This window comes from Burkholderia sp. CpTa8-5, from assembly GCF_017815045.1.
GTDB lineage: Bacteria > Pseudomonadota > Gammaproteobacteria > Burkholderiales > Burkholderiaceae > Burkholderia > Burkholderia sola.
The window spans coordinates 24,163-44,978 of record NZ_JAGIQD010000038.1 but is presented as its reverse complement, the minus strand read 5'-3'; the positions used below and the strand labels follow the sequence as shown (position 1 = coordinate 44,978).

General features: G+C 68.3%; 21 protein-coding genes. 12 read left to right on the top strand and 9 right to left on the bottom strand.

Annotation, left to right across the window (positions count from 1 at the left end; all coding sequences use genetic code 11):
- Window positions 1–88: 88 nt before the first annotated feature.
- A complete protein-coding gene (locus J8I35_RS31885) occupies window positions 89–406 on the bottom strand; it encodes a cytosine permease (RefSeq protein WP_348522294.1) in 318 nt (105 codons plus the stop codon).
- Between the two features lie 252 nt (window positions 407–658).
- On the opposite strand from J8I35_RS31885, the gene J8I35_RS31880 reads away from it, so the two are divergent.
- Both J8I35_RS31880 and J8I35_RS31875 read left to right on the top strand, forming a co-directional pair.
- Window positions 659–907 carry a hypothetical protein gene (locus J8I35_RS31880; protein ID WP_175974961.1) on the top strand — a complete coding sequence of 83 codons (249 nt, stop codon included), beginning with the start codon at window positions 659–661 and terminating at the stop codon, window positions 905–907.
- A 200-nt stretch (window positions 908–1,107) separates the two neighbouring features.
- Entirely contained in the window at window positions 1,108–1,662 is a 555-nt protein-coding gene (locus J8I35_RS31875) for a DUF3005 domain-containing protein (RefSeq protein ID WP_050013744.1), read from the top strand.
- A 108-nt stretch (window positions 1,663–1,770) separates the two neighbouring features.
- Here the strand turns inward: J8I35_RS31875 and J8I35_RS31870 are convergent, their stop codons facing one another.
- The gene (locus J8I35_RS31870) at window positions 1,771–2,532 is read right to left on the bottom strand and encodes a DUF4397 domain-containing protein (protein WP_050013745.1); all 762 of its coding nucleotides are present in this window, start codon (window positions 2,530–2,532) and stop codon (window positions 1,771–1,773) included.
- Between the two features lie 509 nt (window positions 2,533–3,041).
- On the opposite strand from J8I35_RS31870, the gene J8I35_RS31865 reads away from it, so the two are divergent.
- The gene (locus J8I35_RS31865) at window positions 3,042–3,374 is read left to right on the top strand and encodes a hypothetical protein (RefSeq protein WP_050013746.1); all 333 of its coding nucleotides are present in this window, start codon (window positions 3,042–3,044) and stop codon (window positions 3,372–3,374) included.
- 115 nt (window positions 3,375–3,489) lie between these two features.
- On the opposite strand, the gene mmsB is transcribed toward J8I35_RS31865, so the two are convergent.
- The 3 genes from mmsB to J8I35_RS31850 form a co-directional block, all read right to left on the bottom strand.
- Window positions 3,490–4,380 carry a 3-hydroxyisobutyrate dehydrogenase gene (mmsB, locus tag J8I35_RS31860; protein ID WP_209928966.1) on the bottom strand — a complete coding sequence of 297 codons (891 nt, stop codon included), beginning with the start codon at window positions 4,378–4,380 and terminating at the stop codon, window positions 3,490–3,492.
- Window positions 4,381–4,403: 23 nt separating this feature from the next.
- Window positions 4,404–5,930, bottom strand: a complete 1,527-nt coding sequence (locus tag J8I35_RS31855; RefSeq protein ID WP_209928964.1) for a CoA-acylating methylmalonate-semialdehyde dehydrogenase — start codon at window positions 5,928–5,930, stop codon at window positions 4,404–4,406.
- A 116-nt stretch (window positions 5,931–6,046) separates the two neighbouring features.
- Window positions 6,047–7,366, bottom strand: coding sequence for an MFS transporter (locus J8I35_RS31850; protein WP_209928959.1), 1,320 nt, complete (start codon window positions 7,364–7,366; stop codon window positions 6,047–6,049).
- 156 nt (window positions 7,367–7,522) lie between these two features.
- Here J8I35_RS31850 and J8I35_RS31845 point away from each other — a divergent pair, with 156 nt between their 5' ends.
- The gene (locus J8I35_RS31845; RefSeq protein ID WP_209928957.1) at window positions 7,523–8,482 is read left to right on the top strand and encodes a LysR family transcriptional regulator; all 960 of its coding nucleotides are present in this window, start codon (window positions 7,523–7,525) and stop codon (window positions 8,480–8,482) included.
- A 93-nt stretch (window positions 8,483–8,575) separates the two neighbouring features.
- A complete protein-coding gene (locus J8I35_RS31840) occupies window positions 8,576–9,367 on the top strand; it encodes a uracil permease (protein ID WP_089489250.1) in 792 nt (263 codons plus the stop codon).
- A gap of 57 nt (window positions 9,368–9,424) precedes the next feature.
- Here J8I35_RS31840 and J8I35_RS31835 read toward each other — a convergent pair whose 3' ends face one another.
- Window positions 9,425–10,147 carry a haloacid dehalogenase type II gene (locus J8I35_RS31835; protein ID WP_050013752.1) on the bottom strand — a complete coding sequence of 241 codons (723 nt, stop codon included), beginning with the start codon at window positions 10,145–10,147 and terminating at the stop codon, window positions 9,425–9,427.
- A 490-nt stretch (window positions 10,148–10,637) separates the two neighbouring features.
- Between J8I35_RS31835 and J8I35_RS31830 the strand changes: the two genes are divergently transcribed.
- A complete protein-coding gene (locus J8I35_RS31830; RefSeq protein ID WP_124630461.1) occupies window positions 10,638–12,887 on the top strand; it encodes an EAL domain-containing protein in 2,250 nt (749 codons plus the stop codon).
- Between the two features lie 5 nt (window positions 12,888–12,892).
- Here the strand turns inward: J8I35_RS31830 and J8I35_RS31825 are convergent, their stop codons facing one another.
- A complete protein-coding gene (locus tag J8I35_RS31825) occupies window positions 12,893–13,954 on the bottom strand; it encodes a diguanylate cyclase (RefSeq protein ID WP_050013754.1) in 1,062 nt (353 codons plus the stop codon).
- 67 nt (window positions 13,955–14,021) lie between these two features.
- The gene (locus J8I35_RS31820) at window positions 14,022–15,026 is read right to left on the bottom strand and encodes a chemotaxis response regulator protein-glutamate methylesterase (RefSeq protein ID WP_050013755.1); all 1,005 of its coding nucleotides are present in this window, start codon (window positions 15,024–15,026) and stop codon (window positions 14,022–14,024) included.
- 314 nt (window positions 15,027–15,340) lie between these two features.
- Between J8I35_RS31820 and J8I35_RS31815 the strand changes: the two genes are divergently transcribed.
- Entirely contained in the window at window positions 15,341–15,769 is a 429-nt protein-coding gene (locus J8I35_RS31815; protein ID WP_124651123.1) for a hypothetical protein, read from the top strand.
- Window positions 15,770–15,788: 19 nt separating this feature from the next.
- Here the strand turns inward: J8I35_RS31815 and J8I35_RS31810 are convergent, their stop codons facing one another.
- Window positions 15,789–16,013: a hypothetical protein gene (locus J8I35_RS31810; protein WP_034179850.1), complete on the bottom strand. Its 225-nt coding sequence runs from the start codon at window positions 16,011–16,013 to the stop codon at window positions 15,789–15,791.
- Window positions 16,014–16,284: 271 nt separating this feature from the next.
- On the opposite strand from J8I35_RS31810, the gene J8I35_RS31805 reads away from it, so the two are divergent.
- From J8I35_RS31805 to J8I35_RS31785, 5 genes are all read left to right on the top strand, one after another.
- Complete coding sequence (locus J8I35_RS31805) at window positions 16,285–16,974, top strand: DUF969 domain-containing protein (protein WP_209928955.1); 690 nt, start codon at window positions 16,285–16,287, stop codon at window positions 16,972–16,974.
- Entirely contained in the window at window positions 16,971–17,921 is a 951-nt protein-coding gene (locus J8I35_RS31800) for a DUF979 domain-containing protein (protein ID WP_209928953.1), read from the top strand. The genes J8I35_RS31805 and J8I35_RS31800 overlap by 4 nt, the downstream gene beginning before the upstream one ends.
- A 19-nt stretch (window positions 17,922–17,940) precedes the next feature.
- Window positions 17,941–18,963, top strand: coding sequence for a DUF2891 domain-containing protein (locus tag J8I35_RS31795; RefSeq protein ID WP_050013760.1), 1,023 nt, complete (start codon window positions 17,941–17,943; stop codon window positions 18,961–18,963).
- 20 nt (window positions 18,964–18,983) lie between these two features.
- A complete protein-coding gene (locus J8I35_RS31790) occupies window positions 18,984–19,433 on the top strand; it encodes a DUF4279 domain-containing protein (protein ID WP_209928951.1) in 450 nt (149 codons plus the stop codon).
- Between the two features lie 314 nt (window positions 19,434–19,747).
- Window positions 19,748–20,809, top strand: a complete 1,062-nt coding sequence (locus J8I35_RS31785; RefSeq protein WP_209928949.1) for an asparaginase — start codon at window positions 19,748–19,750, stop codon at window positions 20,807–20,809.
- Window positions 20,810–20,816 lie beyond the last annotated feature (7 nt).

Here is a 20,816-nt window from a genome sequence, read left to right as displayed (position 1 = left end):
GTGGTGTCGTGCATGATCGTGATATCAACGCTGCGCTGAACATTCTCCGATGCGGACGTGCATCGCCAGGTGTGGGAGTCCTTCGCTTTTAGGCGGACGAGGACGTCAAGAAGCAGTACACGAGCACCGCGCCGATCGCGAGCGACGCAAGCATCTGCCACCCCGACAGGCCGAGCGCGAACAGCCCGATCGCGAACGAGTAGTTCGCGATGTTGTGCACGTCGTTGGTCCATAGCGCGAAGATGCTGTAGCGGCCCCACGTGCGGCCTTCGGCCTGGGTCGGCGCGAGGTCGGCGTTGTGCAGCCGCGGGCTCGGCGCGGGATCGCGCGCGGCCGTGTCGGTTCGATGCGATGCGTCGTCCGCGCCGGGCCCGATGCCCGCGCGGTGGATGGCTTCCAGTTGCACGCCGTTGTCTCCTTCCATGTGCGGGGCGCGACACCGGCCGCATGTCGTACGCAGCGCGGGCCGGGCCCCGGTGGACGTTATGTCTCGGATTTGTTCGCGAGTATGGGCGGCGGCTACCGCGATGGGAAATTAAATATTCGGCTGGGCGTCATTTGAAAAATGAATGCAATGGCGCACGGCCGCGGAGACGGGCGACGGCACGCATATTGCGAGTCAACGGGTTCCATCCACATCGACATCAGCGGAGGTGTCATGCAGCGATATTCCATTCGTCACGTATCGCGAGCCGTCTTCGCCGGCATCCTGATCGCGGGCCTGGCGGCAGGCGCGGGTTGCCAGAAGAAGGGCGACAACGGCGCAGCCAGTTCGGATTCGAGCGCAGCGAGCGGCATGTCGGCCGCGCCTTCCACCGCACCGTCGGGCATGCCGAGCAGCGGCGCGGCCGGCACGACCCTGCCGGGCGCGGCTTCCGCCCCGGCCGGCGCGAGCGGCGGCGGTTGACCGGCATTCGGGGGATCGGGCGGGCGGCGCGCCAGCGTGCCGCCGGTTCGCCCACCGAGCGCCGTGTCCGTCGGCGCGTGCGCCGAACGGCGTACGTGCGGAGCGGTGCGCATGAAAGATTTGCAAGGACCGTTGTAGCGAATTCCGGCGCGGCGACGACGGCGTGACGCCGACGTCCGCCGGCCGGGCAAGGAGGTGCGATGCAGAACGCGGAATCGAACCCTACCCCGGAAAAGCAGCGGGAACAGATTGCGAAGAGCCCGGTGAAGACGCCGGCGGCCGGCGACATGCCGGACGCGGCGACCCAGGCCGCCCAGACGGCGCAGCGTCCGCTGACGCCGGAGGCCGTTGCCGGGAAAATGCCGACCGGCCTGCCGGAGATCGACGTCGACGCGCACGCGGTCGACAGCGGCGATCCGGTGCGCCGGGCCGCCGGCCGGATCGTCACGCTCGACAACGCGAACATGGCGATGACCGACAACACGGTCGACGTCGACGGCAAAGGCATGGAGGCGCGCACCGGCGCGTCGGAACTGCAGGACAACGTGATCTATTCGAACGCGTCGCTCGACGAAGCGGTCGATACGCCCGACGAAGGGCTCGGCGGAATCGAGAGCCGGCCGTCCGGCAACATGCCGCAGATCGCGACGCGCCCGGGCTGGCGCGTGCGCCATGTCGGCGACGTCGATGTCGAGCACGGCGACGGGACGCGCGCCGAGCACGTGATCTGCCTCGAACGGACCGACGACCGATAGCGGGCAGCGATATCGACGCTCGATACCGGTATGCGACACACGGCGGCCGATGCAATCGCACCGGCCGCCGTGTGTCGTTTTCGGCCCGTTGCCGCGTGAGTGGCTGCGTTATTGCGGCCCCAGTTCCTGCGCGGACGTATCGGCGTCGTTGCCCTGCGCGACGAGCACGTGAATGTCGTTAGGCGTCACGTCGCCGATGCCGCCGGACGGAATCGTCAGGAGCAGCCAGTCCGCGTTGTTGGCGATGCTGACCGGCGCGGTCTTGAGGATCGGCGACTTGCTGCCGGCCGTCGTGACGATCACCTGGTAGGTGCCGCCGTTCAGGTAGACCGAATCCTGCGTCGAGGCCGGCACGGCATTCTGGTAGGCCGCGCCTGCCAGCGTCGGGCTCTGCGTCGTGATGTCGGTGCCGGGCGGCACGACGTACACGTCCACGTTCTGCGCGTTCGGCGATGCGTTGAAGCCGCGCACGCGCGCCTTGTCCGACAGCAGGCCCTTCGCGTATGGATCGTCGATGACGGAGATCAGCGACGTCGTGCTCGGCAACGCGATCGTCGTGTAGTGGTGCCCGTTCGCGGCGCTGAACGATTGGGATGCGACGGTCGCGGTCGTGCCCGACACGTCGTAGCTCGCGGTCTGCGTGCCCGAGTCGATGTCGTGATAGCGCGTCACGCCCTTGTATGCGACGCCCGACTGGTCGACCTTCGCGTTCAGGTAGTAGTCGAGGTTCGGGCCGGCCGGCACCGCGTTGATGAAGCGCGCCTGCGGCTTCGAGATGCCGAGTACGGTCCCGGCGTCGTCGCCGCCGCCGCACGCTGTGAGCACGGAAATGACCGAGCACAGGGCCACTATCGTTCGTATTGATTTCATGTCGTCCTCTCGTTCAGGAAACCTGCCTTGCGATGCGGGACCGCCGCGCAAAGGATCGCGCGGGGCGCAGCGCCGGTTGGAAGGAAGATGGCTGTCCGCCGGATGGCGGGCGCGGAGATGATGCAAGCGATGTGCCTGTGCGGAGAAAAAGCCGGCGAACGACGGCGGGGTGCCCGACGCGGGGCGTGGGGGGAGCGGGCTGCGCGATCGACGCGGTTGTAAAAAGCACATCCGCGCGCCACGCGCCGGGGTCAGCCGGCGTGCCGAACGCTCGCGGGAGCGTGCGCGAGAATCCGGCAGGCGGGCGTGCGTCGACCGTCGCGCCGGACGAAATGACCTGTCGGAAGAAAATGATGGCCGGCGACGGCTGTAAATCTTGCCAGGTTCGACCATCGTTTAACCATTCGAAACAATGTGTTCACCGAAAGGGGCATGATCTCCGGCGATCGAGCAGGCATACTGTCGCCTATGTTGCTTAATGCACGCCGACCGGCGTGCGCTTGCCCTCCATGTCCATTCCAGTCTCTTTTCGAACCCTGCGATGGTTGACCATTGCGGCGACTGCATGCTTGCTCGCCGCGTGCTCGACTGCTTCCGACGTGACCGCGACGTCGAACCCGAACGTATTCACCGTGACGACGCGCACGGTCGGCGTGTCGACGACGTGGGCCGACGCCCATCAGAAGGCCGTCAGCGAAGCCACCAACTACTGCTCGCAGCGCGGGATGCGCGCGAGCATGAAGCAGGAATCGCTGACCGCCGGCCGCCGTGTCGACGCGCGCTCGGAACTCGCGTTCGAGTGCCATCCGACCTTCGAGACGGCGTCGAACCCGCGCGGTTGATCGATCGGCGGCATGATCGCGCCGCCCGCGTTTTCCTTCCCCCGCATGCAAACCGACCCGCGATGCCCTACGGGCACATCGCGGGTCGGCGCACGTCCGGCGTCGGCCGGGCGGGTCAGGCCGGCTGCGCCTCGTACAGCTTCACGCACGCGGAGAAGTCGAGCGTGCCGAGCCCCTGCTGGCTCATCGACTGATACAGCTGCTGCGCGAGCGCGCCCATCCAGACCGGCTGATGGGCGCCGCGCGCGGCTTCGGTCGCGAGCCCGAGATCCTTCAGCATCAGGTTCGCCGCGAAGCCGCCCGCATAGCCGCGCGCGGCCGGCGCCGTGTCGCTCACGCCCGGATACGGGTTGTACGCGTCCGAACTCCAGCAGCGGCCCGTCGACGTGTTGATGATGCCGGCCAGCACGGCCGGATCGATGCCGAGCGCGGCGCCGAGCGCCATCGCTTCCGATACGCCCATCATCGAGATGCCGAGCAGCAGGTTGTTGCAGATCTTCGCGATCTGCCCGGTGCCGGTGCCGCCGCAGTGCACGACGTTCTTGCCCATGTCGAGCAGCACGGGGCGGATGCGCTCGAACAGCGCGGCGTCCGCGCCGACCATGAAGGTCAGCGTGCCGGCCTGCGCGCCGCCGGTGCCGCCCGACACGGGCGCGTCGGCGAGCGGAAAGTCGCGCTGCGCGGCGGCGTCGGCCACCGCGCGCACGGTGCCGGGATCGATCGTGCTGCAGTCGATCAGCGTCGCGCCGGCGCGTGCGCCGGCCAGCACGCCGTCGTCGCCGAGGTAGACGGCGCGCACGTGCTGCGCGGCCGGCAGCATCGTGATGATCAACGAGCCGCGCGCGGCGGTGTCACGCGGCGACGCCGCCGCGGTCGCGCCGGCGCGCACCGCGGCGTCGACCGCGTGCGCGTCGAGGTCGAACACCGTCAGCGCGTGGCCGGCCTTGAGCAGGTTGGCGGCCATCGGGCCGCCCATGTTGCCGAGTCCGATGAAGGCGATTTCCATGTGCAGGCTCCTCGTGCCGGGCATCAGCGCAACGCGATCGTCGTGTTCACGCCGCCGGCCGTCGCGTCGTCGTCGAACCAGCGCGCGGTGACCGTCTTCGTCTGCGTGTAGAACTGCACGACCTGCTTGCCGTACGGGCCGAGATCGCCGAGCTTCGAGCCGCGCGAACCGGTGAAGCTGAAGTACGGCACCGGCACCGGAATCGGAATGTTGATGCCGACCTGCCCGACGTCGATCTCGCTCTGGAACTTGCGCGCGGCCGCGCCGCTCTGCGTGAACAGGCCCACGCCGTTGCCCATCGGATTGCGGTTGACGAGCGCGATCGCGTCGTCGAGCGTGTCGGCTTCCATCACGACCACCACCGGCCCGAAGATTTCTTCCGTGTAGATCGACATGTCGGTCGTCACGCCCGAGAAGATCGTCGGGCCGACGAAGTTGCCGTGCTCGTAGCCGGGCACCTTTACGTCGCGGCCGTCGAGCAGCAGCGTCGCGCCTTCCTTCACGCCGGCGTCGATCAGCGACAGGATGCGTTCCTTCGCCGCCTTCGACACGACCGGGCCGACGTCGGCGCCGGCTTCGGCGCCGGCGTTGACCTTCAGCGCCTTCGCCTTTTCGACGAGATCGGGCAGCCAGTCGCGCGCGCTGCCGACCAGCACGACGACGGAGGTCGCCATGCAGCGCTGGCCGGCCGCGCCGAAGCCCGCGCCGACGAGCGCGTTGATCGACTGCTCGCGGTGCGCATCGGGCAGCACGACCGCGTGGTTCTTCGCGCCCATCATCGACTGCACGCGCTTGCCGTGCTGGCTGCCGAGGTTGTACACGTGCGTGCCGACGCGCGTCGAACCGACGAACGAGATCGCCTTGATGTCCGGGTGCGTGCACAGGCGGTCGACCACCGTCTTGCCGCCGTGCACGACGTTCAGCACGCCTTGCGGCACGCCGGCCTCGATCGCGAGTTCGACGAGCTGCATCGTCGACAGCGGGTCCTGCTCCGACGGCTTCAGCACGAACGTGTTGCCGCAGACGATCGCCATCGGGAACATCCACAGCGGAATCATCCCGGGGAAGTTGAACGGCGTGATGCCCGCGCACACGCCGATCGGCTGGCGCAGCGTGTAGGTGTCGACGCCGCCCGCGACGTTCTCCGCGAATTCGCCTTGTTGCAGCGTGCCGATCGAGCACGCGTGCTCGACCACTTCGAGGCCGCGGAAGATGTCGCCCTGCGCGTCGGGCAGCGTCTTGCCTTGCTCGGCCGTCAGCGTGTGCGCGATCCGTTCGAGATTGCGGCGCACGAGATCCTGGAACTTCAGCATGATGCGCAGCCGCGCGCCGATCGGCGTCGTCTTCCAGGTCTGGAACGCGCGCTGCGCGGACGCGATCGCGGCATCGACCTCGTCGAGCGTCGCGTACGGCACGCGGCCAATGACTTCCTGCGTCGCGGGGTTGACGATGTCGCCCCATTCGGCGCTTTGCGAGTCGACGAACGCGCCGTCGATCAGCAGCTTGGCGGTGGGCAGGGCGAGGGTGGTCTGGGGAACTGCGGCGTTCATGGAACTCTCTCCGGGGAAACGGTGTGGCGAGGACAAAGGGGGCCTGCGTCCGCCGCGCGTGCAGGCGCGGCGGGCGGCAGGACGAACTGGATTCGATCGAATGCCGGCCGGCGTGCTCAGGCGCGCGCCGGACGCATCAACGCGGTACACGCGAGCGCGAACACGCCGAAGCCGACGAGGTACGCGATCACGTAGTGCGGCTGGCCGCCGCCGGCCTTCAGCAGCGACGTCGCGATCATCGGTGCGAAGCCGCCGCCGATCACGCCGGCCAGCTGCACCGACAGCGAGATGCCGCTGTAGCGGATTTCCGCCGGGAATTGCTGCGCGAACAGCAGCGATTCCGGCGCATAGAGGATCGGGAACACGACGCCGAGGCCGAGCACGATCGCCCACCATGCGTACGACGTCTGCTGCGTGCCGAGCATCGTGAAGAACGGCGCGGCGAACGCGCACATCAGCACGAGGCCGATCGCGAACATCCGGCGCTGGCCGATGCGGTCGCTCAGATGCCCGCACAGCGGCATCGTGACGAGCGACAGCGCGGCGCCGGCCGTGATCGCGTGCAGCATCTCGGCCTTCGGCAGATGCAGCTGCTGCGTCGCGTAAGCGAGCGCGAACGTGACGACTATGTAGAACCAGGTGTTCTCGGCGGCGCGTGCGCCGACGATCGTCAGCACTTCGCGCGGATGGCGGCGCAGCGCGGCCGTCACCGGCGATTTCTCGGCCTTGCCCTGCTTGCGGACCTTCTCGAAGTCGGGCGATTCCGGCACCTTCGCGCGGATGAACCAGCCGAGGCCGACGAGCGCGATGCTCGCGAGGAACGGCACGCGCCAGCCCCACGACAGCATGTCGGCTTCCGGCAGCGCGGCCACCGCGGCCATCGCGACCGACGACAGGATCAGGCCGAGCCCGACACCCGTCTGCGGCAGGCTGCCGAACAGCCCCTTGCGGCCTTTCGGCGCGTGCTCGACGGCCATCAGCACCGCGCCGCCCCATTCGCCGCCCACCGCCATCCCCTGCAGGAAGCGCATCGCGATCAACAGCGCGGCGGCCCAGTAGCCGATGCTGTCGTACGACGGGATCAGCCCGATGATCATGCTCGGCACGCCCATCAGCAGCAGCGTGATCATCAGCATCGACTTGCGGCCGATGCGATCGCCGAAGTGGCCGAACACGATGCCGCCCATCGGCCGCCCGATGAAGCCGACCGCGAACGTGCCGAACGCGGCGAGCGTGCCGACGACCGGGTCCAGCGACGGGAAGAAGATGCGGTTGAACACGAGCGCGGCGGCCGTGCCGTACAGGAAGAAGTCGTACCACTCGATCGTGGTGCCGGCCATGCTGGCCCAGCCGGCCAGCAGGTAATGCTTCGCGGTGCGCTCGGGCGCCGGCGTCGCGATGGTCGCATGCTCATCGAGGGTGGATCGGGTCTGCATGGTGTCTCCGGTTTTATTGCCCGCGGCTCATGGTCCGCAGGTCACGGTCGAGTATAGTTATGCGCAGATTCATGATGTACCGATAAAGAAACCGGTTGGATGTGTATTTATGCATATCGACGGCCGGCCCGGAGACCCCCTCTTTTTTCCTCGCCGATGCGACACGCCACCGAGCCGGTTTCCGGCAACCTGAACTGGGACGACCTGCGCTTTTTCCTCGAAGTCGCGCGCACGCAGCGCGCGAGCGGCGCGGCGAAGCGGCTCGGCGTCGACTACACGACCGTCGCGCGGCGCATCCGCGCGCTCGAAGCCGCGATGGGCACGCTGCTGTTCGACAAGTCGCGCTCCGGCGGCTTCACGCTGACGGCCGAAGGGCAGCGGCTCGTCGCGTATGCGGATGCGATGGAGACGACCGTGCAGTCCGCGTGCGACCAGGTCGCGAACACGGGGGAGGCGCTGTCGGGCCACGTGCGGATCGGGTCGACCGAAGGGTTCGGCTGTTTTTTCCTCGCGCCGCAGCTCGCGCAGTTTCGCGCCGCGCATCCGCACGTGACGGTCGACCTGCTGCCGGTGCCGCATTTCGTCAACCTGCCGAAGCGCGAGGCAGATCTCGCGATCACGCTCGAGCGGCCCGAGCGCGGGCCTTACGTGGTCACGAAGCTGTGCGACTACCAGTTGCGGCTCTATGCGACGCGCGACTATCTGGCGAATCACGCGCCGATTACCTGTACGGACGATCTCGCGCAGCACGCATTCATCAGCTACGTCGACGATCTCGCGTTCAGCAACGAACTGCTGTACCTGGACCGCGCGGTGCCGGGTGCTACGGCCGGGTTGCGCACGACGAGCGTGATCGCGCAGGTTTTCGCGGCGCTACAGGGCGGCGGCCTCGCGATCCTGCCGTGCTTCATCGCGGCCACGCAGCCGGCGCTGGTGCCCGTGCTGCCGAACGACGTGGTCGTCACGCGGTGTTTCTGGCTGACGTGCCGCGAGGATCTGCGCAAGCTGCGGCGCGTGACCGCGCTGTGGGATTACCTGCGCGCGGCGGCGGACGCGAATCGCGCGCTGTTGTCGGGGGAGTCGGGCACGCTGAGGTTCGTCGGCGAGCCGGCGTAGCGGTCGACGGGCGGGGCGCGACGGCGATGCGATGATCGATCTGGATGACAACACGGCCGGCGGCGATTCGACCGGCTAGCGGGGAGAGGGCAAATGGCTTTGACGCATGCGGGCAAGGTGTTCGTGGTGTGTGTGGTGGTATTCGGCGTGACCGCCTACTGGCTCGCGTCGCGCATGGTGCGCCGACAGACGGGCGGCAAGCGCGGCTCCGGCGGCGCGGTCGCGTTCTGGTGGCTCGTGTGTTTTTGCCTCGTGTCGCTGTTGTTCCCGTTCGCGTACTGGATCGGCGACGAGCTTTACGCACTGGCGGTATCGCCGAAATACGAAGCGACCGTCGTGTCCTACCAGTCCGAGTGGGATACCTGCGAGCGCCGCGACAGTTCGGGGCGAACCTCGTCGTACCGGTGCATCAAGTACACGTCGATCCTGGAAGCCGTGATGCCGGATGGCGAACGTATCACGCTACCCGGCAACATTCGCTCGGGCGCCGTGCCCGAAATCGGCGAGAAGATCGATGTCGTGTTGCCGCAAGGGGCGCATCAGTGGCACGAACGCAGCGTGCGGAGTATCGGGTTGCTGGCCGGCGGCACGGTGATGGTCGCGATCGTCGGGTATTTCGTGTACCTGATCGCGGCGTACGGGGCCGGGAAGAAGATCGACGGCGCGGCGCGCTTCGGCGTGGCGGCGGTGCTGAACGGACTCGTGCCGCTTGGCGCGCTGTTGATGGAACTTGCCTTCCTGAGCGTGCCGTACCGTTACTGGGCGCACGGGAATCCGCAGCAATGGCCGGTGTGGGTGCTCGCGCTGTGCCTGCTGTTCGCGCTGGCGCTGCTGCCGTTGCTGCTCATCTACGCGCGAACCGCATGGCGGGCGGTGGTGAAGTAGCGGAGGTGCGCCGCCTCGCGATCGCGGCGCCGGGGCGGGCCGCGCCGCCCGGCACACTCAGCCCGGGCAACCCAGCCGATCCGCGAGTTCGTTCAGGTCCCTGACGTCGAAATCCCACGCATCGTCGGCTTGCAGGTCGGTCGTCTGGCCGGGCCCGTGCTCGGTCGGCCGCAGCACGAACGCGGTCGACAGCCCGAGCCGGCGCGCGGCCGCCAGATCGCCGTTGTGCGCGGCCACCAGGCACAGCTCGGCCGGCGCGAGGCCGAGAATCTCGACCGCTTCGGTATAGACGGCCGGCGACGGCTTGTACGCGCGGGCGACCTCGGCGCCGAGAATCGCGTCCCACGGCAGCCCGCCGTGCTTCGCGACGTCGACCATCAGCCGGATGTTGCCGTTCGACAGCGGCGCGATGATGTAACGGCGCTTCAGCCGGTGCAGCCCGGCGACGGCGTCGGGCCACGGATCGAGCCGGTGCCACGCGAGATTGAGTGCGTCGATGTCGGCATCGGGCACGTCGACGATCCCGAAACGATCGAGCGTGCGGACGAGGTTCTCGCGATGCAGCACGTCGAGCCGCACGTAGCGGCGGCGTCCGCTGCGGATTTCTTCCATCGACGGCGAATATTCGTCGCGCCACGCATCGGCGAACGCGAACGGGTCGAGCGTCGGCGCGTGGCGGTCCAGGAATGCGGCGGCGCCGCGTGCGACACCGCTTCTCCAGTCGACGATCGTTCCGAAGACATCGAAAACGAGCGCCTTGATTTCGGCAGGGTTCGTCATGGGGATCCAGTGAAGGTCGATCGATGAGGGTACGAATCGCCGTGCCGCCCGCTTGCACGGCGCCGGTTCGATCGACATTGAATCACGGATACGGAAACGCGGCGGGGGAGGCCGCGATGCGGGCCCCCGCCGGAGCCGGAAGCAGGACAAGCGCGCGGTGCCGGCCGGACAGCGCCTGCCGTCGCGCGCGCCCGGCCGGTCAGCAGATCCGGAAGGATTGACGGGCAGCGCGCCCGCGCCGTCGTGCGGCGCAGCAACCTTGCATCGCACCGGCCGCCGCCGCCCGCCGCGCGGCAACCGAGCGTATCCCCTGATGGAAGCAGGTATGTCGATCGTCACGGATTGGTGTTAAATACATTTCGGCGCGCCCTCGCTCGGCGCGCAAACGGGGCGCACCGGGGATCGGCGTAAACCCGGAGCGGAACAGGGCACGAAATATCGATAACGAACCGGGCGCACCAGACCCGGTCGGACAGACGGCAGGATTCACTTGAATACCGAACCGCAAAGTTCTCGCTACAGCCTCGGGCTCGCCGCGGAAGTGCTCGCATCCGAGCAGAGCGTGCTGAGGCTGATCACACGCAACACGCCGCTGCCGGAACTGTTGGTCGAAGTTTGCCGGCGTGCCGAGGCTTTGCTCGGCGACGGTGCGTCGTGCACGATCCTGCTGCTCGATACGGACGGCGTGCACGTGCGCGTCGGCGCGGCGCCGTCGCTGCCCGCGCAGTACAGCGCGGCGATCGACGGCGCGACGATCGGCCCCGCGGCCGGCTCGTGCGGCACCGCGATGTACGAGCGCCGGATGGTCACCGTCGAGGACATCGAAACCGATCCGCTGTGGGCCGACTATCGCGCCATCGCGTTGCCGCTCGGCTTGCGCGCGTGCTGGTCGGTGCCGTTCCTCGACGACGCGGGCGTCGTGCTCGGCGCGTTCGCCGTCTATCATCACCGGCCGTGCCGCCCGAGCGACGAGGAAACCGGGCTGTTGCGCGATATCGGCAACAGCGTCGGCCTCGCGGTGCACCAGGACCGGATCGCACGGCAGCTCGCGCGCAGCGAGGAACATCACCGGCTCGTCGTCAACAGCCTGAGCGAGGGCATCCTCGTCGTGTCGCGCGAGGGCGTCGTGATCGCGAGCAATCCGAGCGCGAACCGGATGATCCGCGCGAAGGGCGAACTCGTCGGCCGTCGGCTGTCCACGGTGATCCTGCGCAAGCTGTACGAGGACGGCACGCCGATCGACCCGCACGACTGGCCGAGCCGGCGCGCGCTCGAGACGGCCACGCCGATGCTCGACTACACGGTCGGCTTCGGTCTCGCGGACGGCGACATCATCTGGGTGCGCGGCAACGCGGTGCCGATCGTGCGGCCGGGCGAGACGCAGGCCGACTCGGTGCTCGTGTCGTTCAACGACATCGGCCCGGTGCGTGAAGCGCAACAGCAGTTGCGCTACATGGCGACCCGCGACGCGCTGACGGGCCTCTACAATCGCCGCTGGCTCGGCGACCGCATGCGCGAGCTGTTCGGCGTGCGCGATGCGGCGGCCGGGTCTGCGCGCGTCGCGATCCTGTTCATCGATCTGGTCGGCTTCAAGAAGGTCAACGACACGGCCGGCCACGACGCGGGCGACGCGCTGCTGCGCAGCGTCGCGGCGCGGCTCGCGGGCTGCGCGGACGGCCGCTACGCGCTCACGCGCGTCGGCGGCGACGAGTTCGTGATCCTCGTCGACGACTGCGACGATCCCGAGCGTCTCGCGGGGCTCGCGCGCGAGGTCATCGACGCGATCGCGAAGCCGTTCGCGATCGCGAACAACGAATACTGGCTCGGCGTATCGATCGGCATCAGCGTCGCGCCGCGCGACGGCGACGACGCCGTGACGCTGATGCGCAACGCCGATTCGGCGATGTACGACGCGAAGCAGCACGGCCGCAACCATTTCACGTTCTTCACCGCGCAGCTCAACCTGCGGCTGCAGCGCCGCTTCGCGATCGAACAGTCGCTGCGGCGCGCGCTGGCGTCGGACATGCTGCGGCTCGCGTATCAGCCCGTGGTCGACGCGCGCACCGGCCGCACGGTCGGCGCCGAAGCGCTGCTGCGCTGGACGAGCCCCGAGCTCGGACCGATGTCGCCGGCGGAATTCATTCCGGTCGCGGAAGACACGGGGCTGATCGTCGCGATCGGCCAATGGGTGCTCGAAACCGCGTGCCGGCAGGCGGCCGAGTGGCGCCGCACGATCGCGCCGGACCTGATGCTGGCCGTCAACCTGTCGCCGCGGCAGTTTCACGAAGGGCTCGTCGAATCGGTCGCCCGCTGTCTGGCGCAAACGCGGCTCGACCCGTCCGCGCTCGAACTCGAGATCACCGAAGGCGTGCTGATGAACGACACGGACACCGTGCTGCCGATGCTCGAAGCGCTCACGGACATGAACGTGCGGATCTCGGTCGACGATTTCGGCACCGGCTATTCGTCGCTCGCGTACCTGAAGCGCTTTCCGCTGCACAACCTGAAGGTCGACCGTTCGTTCGTGTCGGGCGTGCCCGATCATCACGACTCGGTCGCGATCACGCAGGCGGTCGTCGCGATGGCGCATTCGCTCGGCATGAAGGTCACGGCCGAAGGCGTCGAGACGCAGGCGCAGTCGTGGTTCCTGCAGCAGATCGGCTGCGACATGCAGCAGGGCTATCTGTTCAGCCGCCCGCTGGATGCGCACGACTACGCGCGCCGGCTCGGCGCCGCGTGAGTGCGCTAGCGCGCGCCGAACCCGCCGGCGCCCGGCGGCGTCGGCGACGGATCGATCTCGACCCGGTTCTTGCCTTCGTGCTTCGCGCGATAGAGCGCGCGGTCGGCCGCCTCGATCAGCACGGTCGTCGGCAGGCCGGGTGCGGGCACGATGCTCGCGCCGCCGATGCTGATCGTCACGATCTGGTTGCCCGTCGACGCATGCGCGTGCCGCACGCGCAACGCCTCGACCGCGAGCCGGATCTTCTCGCCGAGCAGCCGCGCGGCGCCCGGCGACGTGGCCGGCATCACGACCGCGAATTCCTCGCCGCCGAAGCGCGCGGCGAGATCGCCCGACTGCCCGAGACAGCGCTCGATCGTCGACGCGATCTGCTTGAGCACGCTGTCGCCGGACACGTGCCCGTACGTGTCGTTGTACAGCTTGAAGTTGTCGACGTCGATCATCAGCAGCGACAGCTCGCTGCGCTCGCGCGTGCCGCGCCGCCACTCGGCGGCCAGGTATTCGTCGAGATAGCGCCGGTTCGACAAGCCGGTCAGGCCGTCGGAGTGCGTGAGGCGCCGCAGCTCGAGATTGGCCTCGAGCAGTTGCTGTTGCGACTGCCGCAGCGCGCGATAGGCTTCGTCGCGCTGCAGCAGGTTCATATATGAGCGCGAGTGGTAGCGGATGCGCGCGACGAGCTCGATGCGATCGGGCAGCTTGACCAGATAGTCGTTCGCGCCGCACGCGAACGCGGCGCTCTTGATCACCGGTTCTTCCTGCGTCGACAACACGATGATCGGCACGTCGCGCGTCGCCGGATTCGCGCGGTACGCGCGCACGAGGCTCAGCCCGTCGGTGCCGGGCATCACGAGATCCTGCAGGATCACGGTCGGGCGCGTCTCGATCGCGGCGGCCATCGCGTCGTCCGAGCGCGGGCAATAGTGGAAGTCGATGCCGTCCTCGTCGACGAGCGCGCGGCGCACGGCTTCCGCGACGATCGTCTGGTCGTCGACCAGCAGCACCATCGCCGGCGCGTCGGCGGGCGACCCGGTCGGGCCGCCCGGCGGGCGAGTCAGGTCAATCGTCATGGTCGATGCGGGTTGTTGCGGTTGTTGCAAGGGCAGGCATGGGCGTTGCGCGCGGTCATCGTCGGGCTCAGATCCGCGCGAGCGCCGCCAGCTCGCCCGCGATGCGCCCGAGCGGCAGGATCGCGCGCGCCGCGCCGAGCGTCGCGGCTGCCTTCGGCATCCCGTACACGGCGCTGGTTGCCTCGTCCTGCGCGATCGTATGGTAGCCCTTCATTCGCAGCGCCTTCAGGCCGATCGCGCCGTCGCGCCCCATCCCGGTGAGCAGTACGCCGATCACGCGGCCGGGCCAGTGCTCGGTCAGGCTGTTGAAGAATACGTCGACCGACGGACGATACGGCGTGGCGGCGGGTTCCCGCGTGTATTCGAGCGTGCCGGCGCGCGTGATGCGCAGGTGATCGTCGGTCGCGGCGAGCAGCGCGACGCCCGGCTGCGGGCGGTCGCCTTCGTGCGCGACGCGCACGGCGAGCCGGGTCTGACCGTCGAGCCATTGCGCCATGCCTTCGGCGAACGCGCGATCGACGTGCTGCACGATCACGATCGGCGCATTGAAATCGGCCGGCAGGCTGCCGAGGATCGACGCGAGCGCGCCGGGGCCGCCGGCCGATGCGCCGATCGCGACCAGCGGGCCGGCGCCGCCGCGCGCGGCCGCGCCCGTGACGCGCGTGCCGCCCGGCGCGTCGAGCAGACGGCCGATCTGGTCGATCTTCGCGAGCAGCAGTTTCGTCGTGTCGCCGGCCGAGCCGTCGCCGAGCCGCGGCGTATCGACCGCGTCGAGCGCACCGGCGCCCATCGCCTCGAACACGCGCCACGCGTTCGCGCCGATGCAGCTCGTCACGATCAGGATCGCGCACGGTCGTTCGGAGCGCATGATCCGCCGCGTCGCTTCGATCCCGTCGAATTTCGGCATGATCAGATCCATCAGCACGATGTCGGGCGGCTGCGCGGCGCACAGTTCGACGGCCTGCGCGCCGTCGGTCGCGACCCACAGCACGCGGTGCTCGGGCCGTCGCGCGATCGCGCGGCGCATCGCCTCGACGGCAAGCGGGAGGTCGTTGACGATGCCGATGTTCACAAGCGGAATTCTCCGGTCGGTTCGTAGTGTTGTTGGAGGTGGGCCGGGTTCATGGAAGGTGCAGCCGGTTCGGCGCGTCCGGGCGGCATCGGCGGCCGGACGGCGCGGCATTCTTTTGGGTTGACGACGCCCGAATGCTGTCATGCGGCGCGGGCGGCGGCAATCGAAAAATTTGCGCATGGTGCCGTTTCAGTGCGTTTCCTCTATGGCGATGCCGCATTGCCTGCAAGCGGGCCAGTCGATCCCGTCCGGACACGCCGCAAAAGTCCGCATGTTACCGTGCCGGCATCGACAAAAAGAAAGGAGAGCACCGGATGACCGTGCCCGATACCGTCCTCGTCAGCCGCGACCCGCATGCGCCGATCGTGATCGAGCAGGACGGCCGTTTGCTGTACCGGATCCACATCGAGAGCGGACACGCGTCGTTCTACCGCGATTTTCCGGTCGAACCCGATGCGGTGCGCGTGCTGCGCGACGACGCCGAACGCTATTACTTCCTGTTCGCGGCGCTTCACCATCCGTACCAGTTGAGCGAGACGAACCTCTGCGACGCGGAGCGCGAGCGGTATTTCAGCACGATCCTGTTCGCCGGCCGCGACGCGGTCGAAGCCTTCATGACGGAACGCGATCGTGCCAGCAACGGCGCGGTGGCGAATTTGCTGAGGATCTTCACGCAGGCCGATTACCGACAACTGCGCGACGGCCGGTGGTTCGGCGTGGGCGCGGGCACGCCGGCTGCATAGCGGCCCCGCCGCCGCGCCGTCAGTGGCTGCGCGCGTAGCCCTGGATCAGCGCGCGCATCATCCCTTCGACCGTCGCGTCGAGCAGGTCGCTTTCCTGCTCGGCTTCCTCGACGAGCGCGGCATAGGCGGTCGCGAGCGTCACGCGGTCGACTTCATGGCGTTGCTCCATCAGCGTCACCATCCCGTCCTTCGCCAGATGGGCGGAGAACGCGCGGCTGCCGATGGTCTGGAATACGTCAATCATGGCGGCTCTCCCGTACGTTGCCGATGCTTTTCAGTGTAGTCGGCGTCCCGGGCCCGCGCCACGCGCGCGGGCCGGCCCGATTCGTCCGATGAAATGTGGCCGACACACGGCGTGGGCACGGTGTCCGTCGGCTTCAACGTTTACCCGAACCGGCGAATTATCGACTTTTTATCGATAAAGTCTCGTGTTAGATTTCGCCGTCCGAGCCCGATGCAAACCGGGCCGGCCGCGCGCGGCCGACGTGCCGCGCGTCCAGACACAAGGAGCGGAAATGCTGGTGCTGATTGGCGTGCCGATCGTCGTGATCGGCTTCGCGCTGCGCTTCAATGCGCTGCTGGTGGTCACGATCGCGGGGCTCGCGACGGGGCTGGCGGGCGGGCTGAATTTCGTCGACATCGTCAGCGCGTTCGGCAAGGCGTTCGCCGAGAACCGCTACATGGGGCTGATCTGGCTCACGCTGCCGGTGATCGCGCTGCTCGAGCGCAACGGGCTCAAGGAGCAGGCGAAGCGGATGATCTCGCGGGTCCAGGCGGCCACCACGGGCCGCGTGCTGATGCTGTACTTCGTGCTGCGCCAGGCGACGGCCGCACTCGGCCTCACGTCGCTCGGCGGCCACGCGCAGATGGTGCGGCCGCTGATCGCGCCGATGGCCGAGGCCGCCGCGGTCGGCCGGCACGGCGAGCTGCCCGAGGCGGTGCGCCAGCAGATCCGCGCGCATGCGTCGGGCGCCGACAACGTCGCCGTGTTCTTCGGCGAGGACATCTTCATCGCGATCCAGTCGATCCTGCTGATCAAGGGCTTTCTCGAACAAAACGGCATCGCCATCGAGCCGCTGCACCTGTCGGTGTGGGCGATCCCGACCGCGATCGCCGCGCTGCTGATCCACTGCACGCGCCTCGCGCTGCTCGACCGCCGGCTCGCGCGCGGCTTCGGCCTGGTGAAGCAGGAGGGCGCGCGATGATCGGCCTCGAATCGCTGTACACGCTCGCCGGGCTGATGTTCGCCGCGTTCGCGTACTTCAACCTGACGGACCGCACGAACCCGCGGCGCGTCGTCAATTTCGCGTTCTGGGCCATCTACGCGATCACGTTCCTGTTCGGCGCGCTGCTGCCGCATGTCGTGATGGGCTGCCTGGCGATCGCGCTCGCGCTGATCGCCGGCTCCGGCAAGCTCGGCCGCGGCCAGTCGGACGAGGCAGGCGTTGCGGCGGCCGTGCGGCGCGAGACGCTCGCGCAGCGCTTCGGCAACCGGCTGTTCCTGCCCGCGCTGCTGATTCCGGTCGTCACGCTGATCGGCACGTTCGCGCTGAAGCTCGTGCCGTTCGTCGAGCCGAAGAGCGTGACGCTGATCTCGCTCGTGCTCGGTACGATCGTCGCGTTCGTCGTCGCGCTCGCGATGCTGCGCGATTCGCCTGTGCATGCGCTGAAGGAAGCGCGCCACACGATGGACGCGGTCGGCTGGGCCGCGATCCTGCCGCAGATGCTCGCGGCGCTCGGCGCGCTGTTCGCGGTCGCGGGCGTCGGCGGCGTGGTGTCGGGGCTCGTGAAGGAGTGGGTGCCGATCGATTCGCCGTTCGCGGTGGTCGCGGCCTACACGGTGGGCATGGCGCTGTTCACGATGATCATGGGCAACGGCTTCGCCGCGTTCCCGGTGATGACGGCCGGCATCGGCCTGCCGCTGATCGTCCACCAGTTCCACGGCAATCCGGCGATCATGGGCGCGATCGGGATGCTGAGCGGCTTCTGCGGTACGCTGATGACGCCGATGGCCGCGAACTTCAACATCGTGCCCGCGGCGCTGCTCGAACTGAAGGACAAGAACGGCGTGATCAAGGCGCAGTGGCCGACGGCCGTGCTGCTGCTGGCCGTGAACACGCTGCTGATGTACGCGTTCGTATTCCGCTTCTGATTCGATGGACGAGATCCTCATGACCGACCGACTGACCCCCGAACTCGCGTCGAAATTCGCGTCGCTCGCGCTCGCACACCTGACCCGCGAATATCCGAACAAGCTCACGCATGCGCTCGAAGGTCCGCACGACGTGCAGGGGCCGCGCGCGCTGCACCCGATCTTCTACGGCAGCTACGACTGGCACTCGTGCGTGCACGGCTACTGGCTCGTGCTGCGCGTGCTCGAACGCTACCCGGCATTGCCGGAGGCCGAGCGCATCGTCGCGATCGTCGACGCGCACTTTACCGACGCCAACGTTGCCGGCGAACGCGCGTATCTCGCGCTGCCGCACAACAGCGGCTTCGAGCGGCCGTACGGCTGGGCATGGCTGCTCGCGCTCGTCGCGCAGCTCGAGCGGCTCGCGCTGAAGGGCGTGCTGCCGCAGGCCGCGCGCTGGGCGAAGACGATGGCGCCGCTGGCCGACCTGTTCGTGTCGCGCTTCGAGACTTTCCTGCCGAAGGCGACCTATCCGCTGCGCGTCGGCACGCACTTCAACACCGCGTTCGCGCTGGCGCTCACGCTCGATTTCGCGCGCGATACGCAGCGCGACGGGCTCGCGGCGCTGATCGTCGATACCGCGAAGCGCTGGCACCTGAACGACGTCGCATGCCAGGCGTGGGAGCCGTCGGGCGACGAATTCCTGTCGCCCGCGCTGATGGAAGCCGAACTGATGCGGCGCGTGCTGCCGGCCGCCGAATTCGACGGCTGGTTCGCGCGCTTTTTGCCCGACCTCGCGCGCGGCGAGCCGGCGACGCTGTTCGAGCCGGCGACGGTCAGCGACCGCAGCGACGGCAAGATCGCGCACCTCGACGGGCTGAACCTGAGCCGTGCGTGGTGCCAGCGTTCGCTGGCCGGCGCGCTGCCGGAAGGCGATGCGCGGCGCGCGAAGCTGCTCGATGCGGCCGACCGGCATCTCGCGAGCGCGCTCGCGCACGTGGCGGGCGACTACATGGGCGAGCACTGGCTCGCGACGTTCGCGCTGCTCGCGCTGGACGCGTAGCGCGCGAAACCGACACGTTAGTGAGCGACAAACTCCTACCGAGTAGGGCGACGCCCACCGATAGCGCTCTTGCGCACGCGACGTTCATCATTTCATCGGACGGCGCGCACCCAGACACGTGGACCGCTTTCTTCGGCATCTTCCCGAGTCGAACGATCACGAAAGGAAAGCCCTATCTGCTGCCGTCCGGGCGGCTGAGTTCCCGGCCCGGAAAGCTCAATCTGTGGGCGCTGGAAAGCAGGGCTGCCGTTCAAAGCGATCGGTTGGAGCCGCACCTGCGCTACCTGATCGAACGACCCTCGTTGCCGCGTGACGGTCTCGTCGAGCGTATCGAACAAGCAGGGGCGCATATGCGGTTCTTCTGCTACTGGGACAACGAGAAAGGTGATCGTGTGCCCTACGTGTCGGACACTACCCGCCAGCTGATTGAATCAGTCGGGGCAGTGATCGAGATCGACGAGTATCGATAGCGTCTAAGGCTGCTCGCGTCTCCGAGACGCCTGACGCGACGCCCGTACTACCTCAATCCACCCCCCGCTACGACACGGGCGCGAGCTTGCGGGCGGTTCCCACTGCAGTGTGCCGCCGAGCGGTAAATAGGTAACCGATGGAAGGGTTTTTGTACTAATTCAGTCAATCTTTCGTGGAAGGCGACCGCCTTTGCGTCGCATGCAACACCGCTTTCCATGACGAGGGCCGACGCGCGGCGGCGGCGACTCGCTACACTGCCGTACCGGTTGGACGGGCCCCGGCATCAGGCCCGCGAGCAAGGAGACAGAACAGGATGGACACCCCACGCGCAGCGGTCGTCACGTACCGCGGGAATGCGATCGAGAACACGCACATCGCCCATGTGGCGGTCGTCGATGCACGCGGCCGGCTGCTGGCCCGGTTCGGCGATCCGTTCCGGATGACGCTCGCGCGGTCGGCGGCCAAGCCGGCCCAGGCGCTGTCGGTGATCGAGACGGGCGCGCCGGAGCGCTTCGGCTTCGACGACGCGGACATCGCGCTGATGTGCGCGTCGCACAGCAGCGAGGATCGTCACATCGAACGCACGCGCGCGATGCTCGCGAAGGTCGCCGCGCACGAATCGGATCTGCGCTGCGGCGGCCATCCGCCGTTGTCCGACGCGGTGTACCGGGCGTGGATCAAGCGCGACTACACGCCGACCGGCGTATGCAGCAACTGTTCGGGCAAGCACGTCGGGATGCTGGCCGGCGCGCAGGCGATCGGCGCCGCGATCGCCGATTACCATCTGCCCGACCATCCGATGCAGGTGCGCGTGAAGCAGGTGGTGGCCGATGCATGCGGGCTGCGCGACGACGAGGTCGACTGGGGCATCGACGGCTGCAACCTGCCGACCCCGGCGTTCTCGCTGGATCGGCTGGCGCGCCTGTACGCGTCGCTGGCCGACGGCGCGGACGCGGTGGAAGCGGGCGGCGCGCTCACGGACCGCATTCGCGCACTGGCGCGCATTCACCGTGCGATGACCGCTCATCCGGAGTTGGTGGCCGGCGAAGGGCGCTATTGCACGGTGCTGATGAACGCGTTCGGCGGGCAGGTGGTCGGCAAGCTCGGCGCGGATGCGTGCTACGGGATCGGCGTGCGCGCGTCGGAACGCACGCGGCAGCTCGGCGCGGACGGCGCGCTCGGCATCTCGGTGAAGATCGAGGACGGCAATCTCGACGTGCTGTATATGGTCGTCAGCGAAATCCTCGAGCGGCTGCAGATCGGCACGGCCGAGCAGCGCGCGCAACTGGCCGCGTTCCACCGCCCGCCGATGCTCAACACGCAAGGCGTCGAGTTCGGGCATGCGACGTTCCCGTTCGAATTGCAGGCGGCCTGAACGCGGT